Source organism: Streptomyces sp. NPDC041191, assembly GCF_055591945.1.
The window spans coordinates 103175-118819 of sequence record NZ_JBVIZC010000003.1 but is presented as its reverse complement, the minus strand read 5'-3'; the positions used below and the strand labels follow the sequence as shown (position 1 = coordinate 118819).

12 protein-coding genes are annotated in these 15645 nt (G+C 75.5%); 3 read left to right on the top strand and 9 right to left on the bottom strand.

What is annotated here, in order from left to right:
- Positions 1–278: 278 nt before the first annotated feature.
- Positions 279–1349, top strand: a complete 1071-nt coding sequence (gene sepH, locus ACZ6AQ_RS06495) for a septation protein SepH (protein ID WP_388694169.1) — start codon at positions 279–281, stop codon at positions 1347–1349.
- 81 nt (positions 1350–1430) lie between these two features.
- Here the strand turns inward: sepH and ACZ6AQ_RS06490 are convergent, their stop codons facing one another.
- Complete coding sequence (locus ACZ6AQ_RS06490; protein WP_468757962.1) at positions 1431–2258, bottom strand: sulfurtransferase; 828 nt, start codon at positions 2256–2258, stop codon at positions 1431–1433.
- 162 nt (positions 2259–2420) lie between these two features.
- On the opposite strand from ACZ6AQ_RS06490, the gene ACZ6AQ_RS06485 reads away from it, so the two are divergent.
- Positions 2421–3191 (top strand): VOC family protein, encoded by a 771-nt coding sequence (locus tag ACZ6AQ_RS06485; protein ID WP_468757960.1) that lies wholly within the window; start codon positions 2421–2423, stop codon positions 3189–3191.
- 33 nt (positions 3192–3224) lie between these two features.
- Here the strand turns inward: ACZ6AQ_RS06485 and ACZ6AQ_RS06480 are convergent, their stop codons facing one another.
- From ACZ6AQ_RS06480 to ACZ6AQ_RS06465, 4 genes are all read right to left on the bottom strand, one after another.
- Positions 3225–4589, bottom strand: coding sequence for a polysialyltransferase family glycosyltransferase (locus ACZ6AQ_RS06480; protein WP_468757958.1), 1365 nt, complete (start codon positions 4587–4589; stop codon positions 3225–3227).
- A 3-nt stretch (positions 4590–4592) separates the two neighbouring features.
- Positions 4593–5558, bottom strand: a complete 966-nt coding sequence (locus tag ACZ6AQ_RS06475; protein ID WP_468757957.1) for a glycosyltransferase family 2 protein — start codon at positions 5556–5558, stop codon at positions 4593–4595.
- Between the two features lie 145 nt (positions 5559–5703).
- Positions 5704–8277, bottom strand: coding sequence for a YfhO family protein (locus ACZ6AQ_RS06470; RefSeq protein ID WP_468757955.1), 2574 nt, complete (start codon positions 8275–8277; stop codon positions 5704–5706).
- A 291-nt stretch (positions 8278–8568) separates the two neighbouring features.
- Complete coding sequence (locus ACZ6AQ_RS06465) at positions 8569–9186, bottom strand: isochorismatase family protein (RefSeq protein WP_468757954.1); 618 nt, start codon at positions 9184–9186, stop codon at positions 8569–8571.
- A 182-nt stretch (positions 9187–9368) separates the two neighbouring features.
- Between ACZ6AQ_RS06465 and ACZ6AQ_RS06460 the strand changes: the two genes are divergently transcribed.
- The gene (locus ACZ6AQ_RS06460) at positions 9369–10115 is read left to right on the top strand and encodes a TetR/AcrR family transcriptional regulator (protein WP_468757952.1); all 747 of its coding nucleotides are present in this window, start codon (positions 9369–9371) and stop codon (positions 10113–10115) included.
- Here the strand turns inward: ACZ6AQ_RS06460 and ACZ6AQ_RS06455 are convergent.
- From ACZ6AQ_RS06455 to ACZ6AQ_RS06440, 4 genes are all read right to left on the bottom strand, one after another.
- Positions 10102–10752: a thymidine kinase gene (locus tag ACZ6AQ_RS06455; RefSeq protein ID WP_468757951.1), complete on the bottom strand. Its 651-nt coding sequence runs from the start codon at positions 10750–10752 to the stop codon at positions 10102–10104. The two genes, ACZ6AQ_RS06460 and ACZ6AQ_RS06455, sit on opposite strands and share 14 nt — an antisense overlap.
- A gap of 64 nt (positions 10753–10816) precedes the next feature.
- The gene (locus tag ACZ6AQ_RS06450) at positions 10817–12022 is read right to left on the bottom strand and encodes an alkaline phosphatase family protein (protein WP_468757950.1); all 1206 of its coding nucleotides are present in this window, start codon (positions 12020–12022) and stop codon (positions 10817–10819) included.
- A complete protein-coding gene (locus ACZ6AQ_RS06445; RefSeq protein ID WP_388694193.1) occupies positions 12022–12618 on the bottom strand; it encodes a DUF5998 family protein in 597 nt (198 codons plus the stop codon). The genes ACZ6AQ_RS06450 and ACZ6AQ_RS06445 overlap by 1 nt, the downstream gene beginning before the upstream one ends.
- Positions 12619–12658: 40 nt before the next feature.
- Positions 12659–15622: a bifunctional acetate--CoA ligase family protein/GNAT family N-acetyltransferase gene (locus ACZ6AQ_RS06440; RefSeq protein ID WP_468757948.1), complete on the bottom strand. Its 2964-nt coding sequence runs from the start codon at positions 15620–15622 to the stop codon at positions 12659–12661.
- Positions 15623–15645 lie beyond the last annotated feature (23 nt).

Below are 15645 nucleotides of genomic sequence, written 5' to 3'. Positions count from 1 at the left end.
GCCCGAATGGAGTACATTGGCGAACCCTGGGTCCGGACGCCCTCACGGGTGCCCCGGATCACGGGGCGGGAGCCGGGGACGGCGCCCGCACCGGCGGCGTTTCGGCATCACACGGGAACCGGCTGCACAGAGTGACCGCCAGTCACTGGCCGTAGCGATCGGGCAACCGTGACACCACGGCGTTCCGGGGTCCACGCCCGACACGCCGGGCAACTCGGCAAGTAGTGGCAGGCTGCACCCGGGCAGGCCACACTCGACTAGCGGAAGCAGCGACGCACGTGACGTCGGCAGGCACCACCCGGGAGGTACCCATGCCCGAACTGCGTGTCGTGGCCGTCTCCAACGACGGCACACGACTGGTGCTGAAGGCTGCTGACAGCACGGAGTACACACTTCCGATCGACGAGCGGCTGCGCGCCGCCGTGCGCAACGACCGTGCGCGCCTCGGCCAGATCGAGATCGAGGTGGAGAGCCACCTCCGCCCGCGTGACATCCAGGCGCGCATAAGGGCCGGTGCCTCCGCCGAGGAGGTCGCCCAGCTCGCCGGCATCCCCGTCGACCGCGTGCGCCGCTTTGAGGGGCCCGTGCTCGCCGAGCGCGCCTTCATGGCGGAGCGGGCCCGCAAGACCCCGGTCCGCAGGCCCGGGGAGAACAGCGGCCCCCAGCTCGGCGAGGCGGTGCAGGAGCGGCTGCTGCTGCGCGGGGCCGAGAAGGACACCGTGCAGTGGGACTCCTGGCGCCGGGACGACGGCACCTGGGAGGTGCTGCTCGTCTACCGGGTCGCGGGCGAGGTCCACACGGCCAGCTGGACGTACGACCCGCCCCGGCGGCTCGTCCAGGCCGTGGACGACGAGGCACGGGCCCTGATCGGCGAGACGGACGACACGATCGCCGCCGCGCCCGAACCCAGCTTCCCGTTCGTGCCGCGCATCGCCCGGCTGCCCCGGGACCGGCCCCTCGACCGCGCCCTGGACCGCCAGCTCGACCGCCACCAGCTGGAACGGACGCCCGCGCCCGTCGAGCCGGAGGACGAGCGGGACTCCCTGACGAGCCTCCTGGAGGCCGTGCCGAGCTTCCGCGGCGACATGGTCGTGCCCGAGCAGCCGGACTCCTCGGAGCACGCGGAGGAGCCCGCGGCGGAGGAGCCGCCGGCACCCGCCGCCTCGGCGGGGGCGGGCGCCGCGTACGCCGACGTGCTGATGCCGCGCGCGGTGTCGGGCCACCGCGACCGGCTCACCGGCACCACGGACCGCCAGGCCGAGGCCGACGGCGTCCGTCCGGGCCGCCGCGCGGCGGTGCCCAGCTGGGACGAGATCGTGTTCGGCACGCGCAGGAAGAAGCAGGACTGACCTTCGCGCGCCTCCGTACGGGGCCCGCGCCGCGGTCACGGCGCGGGCCCCGTACGGGCGTCCGGACCGGTGCCGCGCGCGCTACCGGGGGTCCGGACCCGTGGCCACCGGGCGGGACGGGTCGGCGGACCACTCCGACCAGGAGCCCGCGTAGAGGGCGGCCGGGATGCCCGCGACCTCCAGGGCGAGCACCTCGTGGGCGCCGGAGACGCCCGAGCCGCAGTACACCCCGACCGGGGTCCCCCCGGTCGCGCCCAGCGCGGTGAACCGCTCCCGCAGGACGTCGGCCGCCAGGAACAGCCCCTCGGCGTCGACGTTCCCGGTCGTCGGGGCGGAGACGGCGCCCGGGATGTGCCCGCCGACCCGGTCGATCGGCTCGACGTCCCCCCGGTAGCGCTCGGCCGCCCGCGCGTCCAGGAGCAGCCCCGTGCCGGCCAGTGCCGCCGCGCCGTCGGCGTCCAGCAGCCCGAGTGCGCCCGGCCGTGGCCGGAAATCGCCCGGCTCCGGGGCGGGGACCTCCGTCGTGAGGCCGCCCGTCCAGGCCGCGAGGCCCCCGTCCAGGACCCGCGCGTCCGGGTGGCCCGTCCAGCGGAGCAGCCACCAGGCGCGGGCCGCGCCCCAGCCGGAACCGCCGTCGTACGCGACGACCGGCCGGTCCGCCGAGACACCCGCGCGGCGCATCGCGGCGCCGAAGACCTCCGGGTCGGGCAGGGGGTGGCGTCCGCCGTTCCCGGGCGGGCCCGCCAGCTCCGTGTCCAGGTCGACGTAGACCGCTCCGGGCAGGTGGCCGGCCTCGTAGGCGGGCCGTCCGGGCGGGCCCCCGAGCGCCCACCGGACGTCCAGGAGGACCGGCGGCCGGGGTCCCGCCGACTCGCTGAGCAGTTCGCTTGCGGAGATGATGGGGTTCATGGGTGCCATACTCGCGCAGCCGCACGGCCGCGGGGGACGGACCCGGCGCCTCGCCCCCGGGATCGCGCCACCGCGTGGTGCGGCCGGGGTCCGCCGCGTCCCCGCCGGTGCCACCGCCGGACGGGCACACGGCCACGACGATGGTCCGAGGAGAGGGTGACGATGACCGAGGCGACTCGGCGCACCCCCGGCACGCCCTGCTGGGTGAGCCTGATGGTGCACGGGCTTGACGCCACGCAGGAGTTCTACCACGCGCTCTTCGGCTGGGAGTTCGTGCCCGGCCCCGAGCAGCTCGGCCCGTACGTCCGCGCCCTGCTCGGCGACAGGGAGGTGGCGGGCATCGGCCGACTGCCGGACGACCGGCGCCTGCGCATCGCCTGGACCCCCTATCTGGCCACCGAGGACGCCGACGAGACCGCCGAGAGCATCCGCTGCTGCGGCGGCACCGTCGCGGTGGGCCCGCTGGACGCGGCCGAGGCGGGTCGCCTGGCGATCTGCTCCGACCCGACGGGCGCGGTCTTCGGCGTCTGGCAGGCGGAGGCGCACCACGGCACGGCGACGGCGGGGCCGGGGACCCCGGTGTGGAACGAGCTCCTCACGTACGAGACCTCCTCGGCCGGGGAGTTCTACCGGGCGGTCTTCGGCTTCGAGGTGGAGCCCGTCCCCTCCACCGGGCAGGACTACGCGGCGCTGCACGTGGAGGGGATCCCGGTGGCCTCCCTGCACGGCGTCGGCGAGGGCCTGCCCCGGGACCGGGGCCCGCACTGGATGACGTACTTCGAGGTCGCCGACGCGGACGCGGCCGCCCGGCTCGTCGTGGAGCTGGGCGGCCGGGTCCTGCGCCCGCCGCACGACGGCCCGGCGGGGCGGGTCGCCGTGGTGGCGGACCCGGAGGGGGCGGTCTTCACCCTGGCCGGGTCCTCCGGGCGCTGACCCGGCCGGGCCGGTGGTGCGAGGGGCCCGGGATCAGCCCCGGCGGCCCCGCAGGAGGCTCCGGAGCGGCCGGGGCGCGCCGCCCGGGGTCCGCGCTCCGCCCGGCAGGCCGAGCAGGGTCAGCCGTTCGGTGGTGAAGTGGTGGGCGGTGCCGGGGTCGTCGTGGTGGGCGGCCAGGAAGCGGGCGGCCTCCTCCCGGAGCTCCGGGTGGCTCTTGTGGCGCATGCAGTAGCCGACGGCCCGGACCAGGGGCGCGAGCGAGGCGGGGGCCGGGCCGGGGACGGCGGGCTCCTCGCCCCGTTCCAGGTCGGCGACGAGGTGGTCGACGAGGGTGAGCGGGACGCGGTTGCTGTTCTCGTAGGGGGTGAGCCGTTCCAGGACCTCGGCCGTGCCCACGCGGGCGACGGGCACGCCGTAGTGGACGGCGGCGGTGAGCATCGCCGTGGAGAAGCAGCCGACGACGAGCCGGGGCCGGCACCGCTCGTAGAAGGTCTCGGCGAGCAGCGGCCCGTCGAGGACCGTCAGGCGGACGCCGGAGCGCTCCGCCTCCTCCTCCAGGGTCCGGGAGTAGCGGGCGGGTGCGGACGGGTGCGGTTTGAAGACGACCGAGCGGTGTCCGGCGGCGGCGGCTCCGCGCAGCATCCGTACGTGCAGGTTCTCCTCCTCCTCGGCGGTGAGGAGGTTCAGGGCCGCGAGGTACTGGCCGAGCAGGAGGGCCGTGGGCCCGGTGGCCGCCGCCCGCGCGATCAGGGGGTCGTCGGCGGCCTCCCCGGCGATCTCGGCGAGGACCGCGCGGAAGGCGTCGTCGGGGACCGGTTCGGACCCGACCCCGTACTCGCTCAGGAGGAGGGGCCGCAGGCCCGGGACCAGGTCGGGGTGGAGGACCCTCCGGACGCGGCAGGCGACCGACTGCGCGAGGTCGTTGCGGGTGGGGCCGTAGCTCATCAGGCCGTCCGCGTAGACGTGCAGGGAGCTCTCGGGGAAGGCGACGGCCAGTGCCTTCGCGGGGTTGACCTGGATGGACTCGACGGCCAGTTCGACCGGCGCCGTGCCGAGGCCCCAGGCGGTGCGCAGCACGCGCTGCCAGAGCGGGGCCTCCTCGGGACGGGGGGCCCAGGCGGCGGGGTGGTACGGGTGGATCGTCGCGTTCCAGTCGAGGGTGCCGTCGAAGCGGGTGGCGATCCGCCCGTACCCGGTCATGTCCCGCAGGCGCGGCGCGGTCTCCGGGATCTCGGCGTTGTGCGAGACCAGCAGGAGCCGGCGGGCGTCCGCACGGGGACCGAAGAGCCCGGCGTCGAGGGCGGCGGCCAGGGTGGCGGCGCCGTAGAGGGTGGACACCTGGAAGATCTGGACCGGACGGGTGTCGGCGTCCGTCGTGGCGTCCTTCTCGGGGGCCATGGGTCAGGCGGTCCTTCCGGTCTCGCGCAGGCTCCGCAGGAGGGTGGCGCGCGGGGTGTCCATGGTGGCCAGGGTCTCGTCCAGGACCCGCTGGGGCATGCGGCGCAGCGCGTCGCGGACGTCCGCGCGCAGCCGTTCGGCGACGGCGGGTTCGTACGCGCCGGCCTTGCCGACGTGGAAGGCGATCATCGCGCAGTACGTGCGGACCGCCTTCGGCAGGAAGCGGTCCGCGTCGGCGTCCCGGGAGACCTCGTCCAGCAGGAGGTCGTAGGAGGGGATGAAGTCCAGTTGCCGGTGGTCGGTGATCTGGGTGAGCGAGGTGGCGACCCCCCGCCGGTAGAAGACGCCGTGCAGGGAGAGCGCCGCGAAGGTGCGGGCCCTCAGGTGGAGCCGCCAGATCCAGAGGCGGTCCTCGGCGGTCCGCAGGGTCGTCTCGAAGCGGGACGCGCCGTTCTCGAAGAGGTGCCGGCCGTAGATGCCGAAGGGGACGAAGGGGTAGTCCACCATCGTGACCATGCCGGCCGGCGAGATGCCGTCCCTGGGGTCCATCACGGTGTCCCGGCGCTTGGCGGGTGCGTAGCGGATCTGGCGCTTGCGGCCCTCCGCCAGGACGTGGTCGGTGCGGGCGAAGTCGCAGCCCAGGCGGGTGATTCCGGCCACGGCGGCCTTCAGGTGGCCGGGCGCGTACCAGTCGTCGCCGTCGAGGAAGGTGAGGTGGTCGCCGGTCGCCGCGTCGATCCCGGTGTTGCGCGCCTGGGCGACGCCCCGGTTGGTCTCGTGCCGGATGACGGTGGCGTTCGGCAGGCGGTCGCGCCAGCGGTCGAGGATCTCCGGGGTGTCGTCCGTCGAGCAGTCGTCGACCAGCAGGAACTCGAAGTCCGGGTCCGCGTTGTTCGCGAGACCGCGCAGGGTGTCGGAGGCGTACGCCCCGACGTTGTGGAACGGTACGACGACGGACAGTTTCGGCACTCGGGTTCCCCACACTGGATCGGACGGTCGAACGTCGTGGTGCCGCGTACGGTAGTGCTCCGCCTTCCCGGCCGAACGAGCCGCGCGTGTACGGCCGGTGAACTCTCCCCGCCCTCTCGGCACGGCGCGTCCCCCCGCGGGTCCGTCACGCACGGGCGCGCCGGCGGCGAGGTGCCCCGGTCGCGACCAGGGCGAGGAGGGCGGCCGCCCCGACGGCGGCGCCGAGGCGGAGGCCCGGGGGCCGGAAGGAGCAGCGGACCGTGTCCGCCCGCCCGTCGAGGGGGACGGCGACGAGCCCGTCGTACGTACGCGCGGGGCGGAGGTCCGCGTCACCGGCGGCGCAGCTCCAGCCGGGCACGCGGGGGACGGCGAGGACGGCGATGCCCGTACTGCCTCGCGGGAGTTCGGCCGTGACGGTGTGTCCGGTGGCGCGGACCCGGGTGGCACCGGTGGCGGTGAGCCGTTCCACGGCGGCGTCGAGACGGGCGCGGACCAGGCAGCCGACGGGCTGCCGGGGCAGCTTCGGCCCGGCCTCCGGGGACAGTTCGATCCGCACCTCTCCCGAGGCGGGCACGGCTCCGAGGGCGCCCATGGCGGCGCTGACGGCGGGCGGTCCGCCCCCGAACGCCACGGGGTCCTCCCCCGCGAGGGCCGCCGTGCCCCGGTACTCGGGCGCCCAGAACCACACGTCGGAGCCGGCCGGGCAGCGGGCGGTGAGGACGTGTCCGGCGCGGCGGGGCGCGGGCAGCTCGTACACGGGGGCGCCGAGCAGGCGTCCCTGCCGGACGAAGGCCGAGTCCCCCGGCCGCCCCGTGGGCCGCGGCGCCGGGCGGACGGTGACCAGCGGCGGTACGGGGACGGTCGTGGCGGTGACCGCGGCGCGGGGCGGGGCGTCCCGCCGCACCGGCTCCGTGGGTTTCGCGCGCACCCGGGTGCCGATGGAGAAGAGGGCGTCGGTCACGGGGTTGTCGAGGGTGACGGGGTGCCGGCCCTTGGCGTAGTGGCCGAAGCCCAGGCCGGTGAGGGTGCGGGAGGTCACGTCGGCGGTGAGGCTGCTGTAGTGGTCGGCGCCCTGTCCGCCGACGAGCAGGGCGTCGTTGCCGCCGGGGACCTCGCCGGGCTCCGTGCGGTACCGGGGCCAGGCGTCCGCGCGGGCCGTCTCGCGCGCCACGGCCTCGTGCCAGGGGCCGATCCGGGGCGACCAGGCGACCTCGTTCCGCCGCTGTTCCTCGGCCCGCTTCCCGGTGACGACCGCCTCGCCCGCCTGGGCGGCGACGAGCAGGACCACGGTCAGGGCGGTGAGGAGGCGGGCGGCGCGGGGGCGGGAGCGGGCGGCCGTCAGGGCGGCGAGGGCGGCGGCGAGCGCCAGGAGCGCGGCCGCGCCGAAGGCGGGGAAGGTCCACCGGTCGATGTCGGCGCTCCCCCGGGCCGCCCACGCCAGGGCGCCGAGCAGGCCGCCGGCCGCGAGGAGCGCCGCCGGGCGGGGCACTCCCGCGGCGGCCGAGAACCAGGCGCCGATCAGCAGCAGGCCGCACAGGACGAAGGACTGGCGGTACGGGATGCCGTTGGGCGAGGCGCCCGCGTGCCAGAGCAGGTGGGTGGGCTCCCACTGGAGGGAGAGGGCCACCAGGACGGCCGCCGTCGTCCAGCCGGCCCGGACGCGCGGGGCGACGGCCCGGTGGAACGGCAGCGTCAGGGCGAGGGCGAGGGCGGAGGTGCCGACGAAGAGCGCGGGGGTGGCCACGCTCGCGGTGGCGGGCAGGAGGCGGGCGAGGACGTCCGCCGGGGCCGCGGGCGCGAAGACGGTCTCCGGGGTGGGGTCGGCGGCCCGGGTGGCGAGGAAGACGACCACGACGAGCGGCGCGGCGAGCCCGACGCCGATGAGGACGCTCCGGACGGCCCGCGCCGCGCCGGCGAGGCGCTGCCGCGCGGTGGCGGGCTCCCCGGCGGTGAGCAGCCGGACGGCGAGGACGACGGCGGCGCCGAGGGTCGCCATGTACGCGGTGTAGAAGTTGGCGGTCCAGGCCAGCGCGACGACGAGCGGCCCGAGGACGGGCCTGCGGCCGGCGCGGGCCCACTCCCCGGCCAGGCAGAGCAGCGGGAGGGCGACGAGCCCGTCGAGCCACATCGGGACCGTGGACCCGTGGTCGAGGGTCCAGCCGGAGAGCGCGTACGCGGTGCCGAGCACGGCGGCGACCGGCCAGGGGCCGGGACGCAGCCGCAGGAGGAGCAGGGCCATGGCGGCCCCGGCGGCGGCGATCTTGAGGGTGGTGACCGCGTACAGGGCGAGTTCGACGCGGTCCGCCGGAAAGAACACGACGAGGAGGCTGAAGGGGCTGCTCAGGTACGTGCCGATGTCGCCGAGGAAGTTGGAGCCGAATCCGGTGTTCCAGTCGAGGAGGGCGTCCCCGTGGGTCTCGCCGCGCAGGAAGGCGCGCCAGTAGGTGTGGTACGGCAGGTATTGCTGGCCCAGGTCGACGACGTTCCTGGTCGTCGGGCCGAAGGGATGGGCGCGGGCGAGCCGGGTGGCGAGGCAGAACAGCACGGTGGTGAGCAGGGCGGCGGCGGTCGCGGCCCGGAACTCCGGTCGGCGGAGGCGGGGCCGGAGGGTCCCGGAGGGGGGCCGGGTGCCCTCCGCTCCGGTCCCGGCCGCACCCGCGCCCCCGGCCTTCGTCTCGGCCCCGGTGGCGGCGGGCGCGGTCTCGGGGGCGGGGGGCACGCGTCCTCCAGGGGTCGTACGGCGCGGGAACGCCCGGAGGTGGAGTCGTCACGCACGGGCCGACCGCCATTACCACCGAGGCGGACGACCCGCGGCCGATCACCGGGGATGGTTCGGGTACACCGCGGGTGAACTCCCGGTGCCGTGCACCCCGGGACGGGCCGGACGACCGGTGGCGGGCGCCCCGGGACGGGCCGGACGACCGGTGGCGGGCGCCCCGGGACGGGCCGGACGACCGGTGGCGGGCGCCCCGGAAGAGGCCGGGCGGTCGATGCCGTGCGCCCGGGGGCGTCAGGCGGCCGGGGCGCCGGCCACGAGTTCGCCGACCGTGCGGGCCACCGTGCCGAACAGGTCGGAGACGGTCGTCAGGGCGGCGGCCCCCAGCGCGTCCGGGGACAGGACGGTGCCGTCCGGCGCCTCCAGGGGGCGGGTGGCGGTGGCCTCGGCGACGACGGTCGGGCGGTAGCCGAGGTTGAAGGCGCCCTGCGCCGTGAACAGCACGCACATGTGCGTCATGAACCCGGCGAGGACCAGATCGCCACCGGCGCCGAGCTCCTTCAGGACGCCCTCCAGCTCCGTGGCGTGGAAGGCGTTGGGGACCTGCTTGACGACCACCCTCTCCCCCTCGGCCGGGGCGACCTCGTCGCTGATCGAGCCGATCTCGGCCCGGATGTCGTACGGGGTGCCCTCGCCGCCGTCGTTGACGACGTGGACGACCGGGGTTCCGGCGGCGCGGGCGGCCGCGAGCAGGCGGGCACCGGCGGCCACGGCCTCCTCGGCGCCGTCGAGCCGCATGACGCCGGTGCGGTAGGTGTTCTGGAAGTCGATCATGATCAGGACCGACTCGCTCAGTCGCGGCAGCTCCCGGGGGAGGCCGATCACCTCGCGAAGGGTGGGAGACGCGGTCATGGCGGTTCCTTTCGGACGGGGAGGGGCGGTGGAGGGGTCGTCACGCACGACCACCCCTGCTTGTTTTCAACGCTAACACAGATCGTAATCACTGATAACAAGAGAGTCAGCGCCTGCGCCACCGAGGGCCCGAACAGGGGATTCGCCCAGGTCCCCCCTGTTAGCGCTGATACCGTGGAGCCATGTCGACAGCCCGTGAGCGCATCCTGGAAGCCACCGAGGAGCTGCTCGCCACCAAGGACGCGCTGGCGATCTCGACCCGGGCCATCTGCGACCGGGCGAAGGTGGGCATGCCCGAGATCTACCGCCGGTTCGGCGACAAGCAGGGGCTGCTCACGGCGGTGGCCGACATCGGTTTCGAGCGCTTCCTCGCCGCCAAGAGGCTCAATCCGCTCACCGACGACCCGGTGGCGGACCTGCGCACGGCCTGGGACAGCCACGTCACGTTCGCGCTGCGCAACCCGCACCTCTATCGCCTGATGTTCACGCCGACGGGCGACGCGAGGCCGGAGGGCATCAGGGAGGCGCAGGCGATCCTGCGGGCGGCCCTGGAACGGTGCCGGGACGCCGGGCGCCTGCGGATGCCCCCCGAACCGGCCGGCCGGGCCGTCCTCTCCGCCAACGTGGGCGTGTGCATGATGGCGCTGTCCTTCCCCGGCCTCTTCGGGGACCCCGGCACCTCGGAAGCGGTGCGGGACGCCGTGATCGGCCGGGTCACCGGCGACGAGCGGGAGGACCCCCGGCTCGCCACCGCCGCCGTCCTCGCCCAGGCCCTGGTCGCCACCCTCACGGGAACGGCGCCGGTGGAGGCGGCCGGCCCCGAAGACCCGGCCGGCGGCCGCGCCCACGGAACCCTGAACCCGCCGGCGGCGCTCCCGGAACCGCAGAACCCTCCGGGCCGCGCCCCGGGGGCCGTCAGACCTGGTTGACGGGGAGCACGTCCGGGGAGAGGACGCCGACACGGGCGGACGACGAGGTCACGCGGCGGCGGTGATGCCGGCGGCAGAGGACCTCGTAACCGATCTCCTCCGCAGGACGGTTCACGTCGCCGACCACGACCTGCTCGCCCTCCACGACCATCTCGCCGCCCACCGTACGGGCGTTGTGCGTGGCGCGGGCACCGCACCAGCACAGGGCCTCGACCTGGAGCTGCTCTATGCGGTCCGCCAGCTCGATCAGACGCTGCGAGCCGGGGAACAGCTTCGTGCGGAAGTCGGTGGTGATGCCGAAGGCGAAGACGTCCAGGCCCAGGTCGTCGACGATGCGGGCGAGCTGGTCGATCTGCTCCGGGGCGAGGAACTGCGCCTCGTCCACGATCACGTAGTCGGCCTTGCCGCCCTGGGAGAGCTGGCCGACGAGGTACGCGTACAGGTCCATGCCCCGCGGCGCCTCGACCGCCTCCGTCACCAGGCCGAGCCGGGAGGACAGCTTGCCCTCCCCCGCCCGGTCGTCACGGGTGAAGATCACCCCCTGGAGCCCCCGCGCGTCGCGGTTGTGGGCGATCTGGAGCGCCAGGGTGCTCTTCCCGCAATCCATGGTTCCGGAGAAGAAGACCAGCTCGGGCATGACGGGTCGGGGACCTTTCGGGGGCGTGGGGATCGTGGGGGGGGGAGGGGGAAGTGCCGGAAGGTCAGGAGCGCACTTCGAGCAGCGGGACGAACTGCTCGGCGGGGGTCATGGACCCGTGCATGCCGGCCATCGCGGACTCGTGGGGCTCGTTGACCGAGGCGGTGATGGCCACGTCGTCGTGGGCCGCGACGACGACGTCCCCGATCCGCCCGTGGACGCGCGCGTCGATCTCGTCGCCGAACCAGCCGAGGGAGATCGCCTCCTCCCGGCCCGCGACCCAGAACCGCTCGCCGACGACCTCGCGCCAGCAGGTGAGGACGTCCGCCTCGGCACCGGGCACGGCGTAGACGTGACGGGCCCGCCCCTCGCCGCCGAGGAGGGCGACGCCGGCGCGCAGCTCCCAGTCCTCGTCGAAGTCGATGCGGTGCTCCTCGTCGAAGGGGATGTCGACCATGCCGTGGTCGGCCGTGACGTAGAGCGCGGAGCGGGGCGGCAGTTGCTCCGCGAGCCGCTGGGCGAGCCGGTCGACGAACATCAGCTGGCCGCGCCAGGCGTCGGAGTCGATGCCGAAGCGGTGCCCGGCGCCGTCGAGTTCGCTGTAGTACGTGTAGACGAGCGAGCGGTCCCCGGCGGCGAGCTGCTCGGCGGCGAAGTCCATCCGCTCCTCGCCGGAGAGCCGTCCGTGGAACGTTCCGCCGCTGAGCGCGACCTGGGTGAGCGGGGTCCGCTCGAAGGCCGGGGAGGAGACCTGGGCGGTGTGGACCCCGGCCTCGTGGGCGAGCCGGAAGACGGTGGGGTACGGCTGCCAGACGCGCGGCGCGGTCCACGGCTTCCAGCGGAGCTGGTTCATGAGCGCGCCGGTGCCGGGATCGCGCACGGTGTATCCGAGCAGCCCGTGCGTGCCGGGATGGCGGCCGGTGCCGACGGAGGCGAGGGAGGTCGCGGTGGTGGCGGGGAACCCGGCGGTGACCGGCCGGCCCGTGCCGCCCCGCGAGGAGCCGAGGAGCGAGGTGAGGTAGGGGGCCTCGTCGGGGTGGGACCTGATCTGCTCCCAGCCGAGCCCGTCGATCAGGAAGACGCAGTTCCGGTCGGCGGGGGTCAGCTCCGCGATCCGCGGGGCGAAGCCGGGCACCCCCTGGCCCGCGACGAGCGTCGGGAGGAGGTCGCCGAGGGAGCCGGAGGCGTACGCGGGCACCGGCGCGGTCTCCGGGGCGAGCGGAACCGGATCGTCGGGCCAGCCGTAGGACACGTCGGTGGACCGCTCCATCAGCGGGTGGAGGCGGCGGTGGCCGCGGTCGCCTCGGAGAGCGCCTGGGCGAAGGCGAGGGTCTGCCGGACGGTGTCCGGGCCGTCCCCGGCGTCGCTCACGCGCAGGCTGAGGTCGTCGGCGGTGGAGTTGCCGGTGTAGCCGTGGTCCGCGTCGCAGTCGGGGTCGCCGCAGGCGGCGGGCTCCAGGTCGATCCGGGAGACGGCCCCCCAGCCGATGGTGAGGACCACCTCGCGGGGCAGCGTGCCCGGCGTGTAGGACTCGGGGTTGGCGACCACGCGGCTGACGACGACCGACGAGATCCGGTCGAGCTTCACGGACTCGGTGGAGGTCGTGGCGTACGGGGTCGGGGAGCTGGTGTCGGCGGCCTGCTCGTCGGTGTGGCTGACGATGAAGCGGTTCGGGGTCAGGACGAGCACGGTGACGTGGCGGCGGACCTCGTTCGCGTCGAAGGTGGTCTCCTGGTGCACCACGTACGACGCGACGGCCTCGCCGCCGACGGCGGCCTCCACCGCCTCGGCCACGAGGGCCGGGTAGTAGCCGCTGCGCTCGATCGCCGCGCGCAGCCCCTGGGTCGTCGTACCGCTCTTCGCCATGGACTCCATCCTACGGGGCCCGGGGCGCCCCTCGGCCCGCTCAGTACCTCGGCAGGCTGCGCGGGCCGAGGTCGGTGCGGGGCGGCGGCGGGGCCAGGCGGACGGTCGCGCCGAGGACGGAGAGGCCCCGGGAGGCCACGACCACCGGCTCCAGGGAGACGGCGACCACCTCGGGGTGGTCGTCGACGAGCCGGGAGACCCGCAGCAGCAGTTCCTCCAGGGCCGGGATGTCCACGGGGGCGGAGCCGCGCCAGCCGAAGAGCAGCGGGGCGGTCCGGAGGGAGCGGACGAGTTCGGCGACGTCCCGGTCGGTGGCCGGGACCAGCCGGTGGGCCGTGTCGCCGAGGAGTTCCGAGGCCGCGCCCGCGAGACCGAAGGAGAGGACGGCTCCCACGCCCGGGTCGATGGCGGAGCGGACGACGGTGTCGACGCCCCGGGGCACCATGGCCTGGACGACCGGCCGGAGCTCCTCGGGCCTGCCGAGGGCCTCGGTCAGCTCGGCGTAGGCCGTGCGGAGCTGTCCCTCGGTGGCCAGGTCGAGCCGGACGCCTCCGAGATCGGGACGGTGGCGGAGGTGCGGCGCGGTCGTCTTGAGGGCGACGGGGTAGCCGAGGCGGGCGGCCGCCGCGACGGCGGCGTCGGGCGCGGGCGCGGGCAGGGCCGGCAGGACGGTGATGCCGTACCGGGCGAGCAGTTCGCCCGCTTCCGGGGAGGCGAGGGGCACGCCCCGCGCGTCCGCCCGCTCGGTGGTGAGCACCCGCGCGATCAGGTCGGCGGCCCCGGCCTCGTCGATGTCCTCGTACGCGGGCACCCGGCCGGGTTCGGCCGCCTGCCGCCGCCACTGCCCGTACCGCACGGCCTCGGCCAGCGCCCGTACGGCCCGCTCGGCGGCGGGGTAGGAGGGGATGGTGACCGGGGCGGGGGAGGTTCCGGGGACGGTTTCGGGGACGGGCGCGCTTCCGGCAGCGGGCGCCGGGCCGGAGGTCCGTTCCGGGGCGGGAGCGCGATGCGGGCCGGTCCCCCGGTGGGGGCCGGTCCCCCGGTCCGGGCCCGCCGTCGAGGACGGCACGCCGCCCGGCGGGGCGGGCCGCGTGCTCGTGGCCACCGCCAGGGCCTCCGCGAGACCGCCCATCTCGACGTGGACGACGACGACCGGCTTCGCCGGGGCGGAGGCGACGGCCTCGCGGAGCGCCGCCGCCAGCACCTCGCCGTCGCCGGACTCGGTGGCGCCGTCCTCGCCGACCCAGGGGATCGCGGTCACGACGACGGCGTCGGACGCCTCGTCCGCGAGGGCCGCCGCCAGCGCGTCCCGGAAGTCCTCCGGGGTCGCCGCGGTCGTCAGGTCCAGCGGCCGCAGCGGCCGCAGCCCCTCGGTCAGGCAGGCGTCGTACGTGAGCAGGCCGAGCGACTCGGAGTTGCCGAGGATCGCGACCCGGGGCCCGGCGGGCAGCGGCTGGGCGGCCAGGAGCGTCCCGGCGTCCACGAGTTCGGTGACGGTGTCGACGCGGATCACCCCGGCCTGCCGGAGCAGCGCGGAGACCGTGGCGTGCGGGACGCGGGTGACGGGCACCCGGTGTCCGGGCGGGGCGCTGCCGCTGTGCCGGGCGCCCTTGACCACGACGACCGGCTTGACGGCGGCGGTGCGGCGGGCGAGCCGGGCGAACTTCCGGGGGTTGCCGATCGACTCCAGGTAGAGGAGGACGACGTCGGTGCCGGGGTCGTCGTACCAGTACTGGAGGAAGTCGTTGCCGGAGACGTCGGCGCGGTTCCCGGCCGAGATGAAGGAGGAGAGCCCGGCGCCCCGCCGGTGCAGTTCGGCGAGGAGGGCGATCCCGATGGCGCCGGACTGGGTGAAGAGCCCGATCCGCCCGGCGGTCGGCGGGTGCGGCGCGAGCGAGGCGTTGAGCCGGACGTCGGCGGCGGTGTTGATGATGCCGAAGGCGTTCGGCCCGATGATCCGCATGCCGTGGGAGCGGGCCTGCCGTATGAGCCGGCGCTGCCGCTCGCGGCCGTCCGGGCCGCTCTCGGCGTACCCGGCGGAGAGCACGACCAGGCCCCGCACGCCGTGCTCCCCGCAGTCCGCGACGGCTTCCGGGACCCGTTCGGCGGGGACGGCGACGATCGCCAGGTCCACGGGTTCGCCGATGGCGCCGACGGAGCGGTGGGCGGGGACGCCGTCGAGTTCGGCCGGACCGCCGTCCCCGTCGCCGGCCTCGGGGAACGCGGAGTTCACCGCGTACACGCGCCCCGTGAAGCCCGCGCCGAGGAGGTTGCGCAGAACGGTCCGGCCGACGCCGCCGGGGGTGCGGCCGGCGCCGACCACGGCGACCGACGCGGGAGCGAGCAGCCGTTGCACGGAGCGGGCCTCCGCGCGCTGCTCCCGGGCGCGCTGGACGGCGAGGGAACGGTCGGTGGGTTCGAGGTCGAGGTGGAGCCGGACGGAACCGTCCTCGAAGCTGCGCTTCTGGGTGTAGCCCGCGTCGGTGAAGACCTTGATCATCTTGTTGTTGGCGGGGAGCACCTCGGCGACGAAGCGCCGGATGCCCCGCTCGCGGGCCACCGCCGCGATGTGTTCGAGCAGGACGGAGGCGACGCCGCGGCCCTGGTGCGCGTCCTGGACGAGGAAGGCGACCTCGGCCTCGTCGGCCGGTGCGGAGGCGGGCAGCCCCCGGGCGTCGATGCGGTCGTAGCGGACGGTGGCGATGAACTCGCCGCCGACGGTCGCCGCGAGTCCCACCCGGTCCACGAAGTCGTGGTGGGTGAAGCGGCGCACGTCCTTGGCGGAGAGGCGCGGATAGGGAGCGAAGAAGCGGTAGTACTTCGACTCGTCCGAGACCTGCTCGTAGAAGCTGACGAGCCGGTCGGCGTCGTCGGTGGTGATGGGCCGGATGAGCGCGGTGCCGCCGTCGCGGAGCACTACGTCCGCCTCCCAGTGGTCGGGGTAGGCGTGCTCCGGCGCCACCTGCGGTTCCGTCGCTTCCGGCTGTTCCGACGCGCTCTGCATGAGGTCAGCCTACGGCTGCGCCA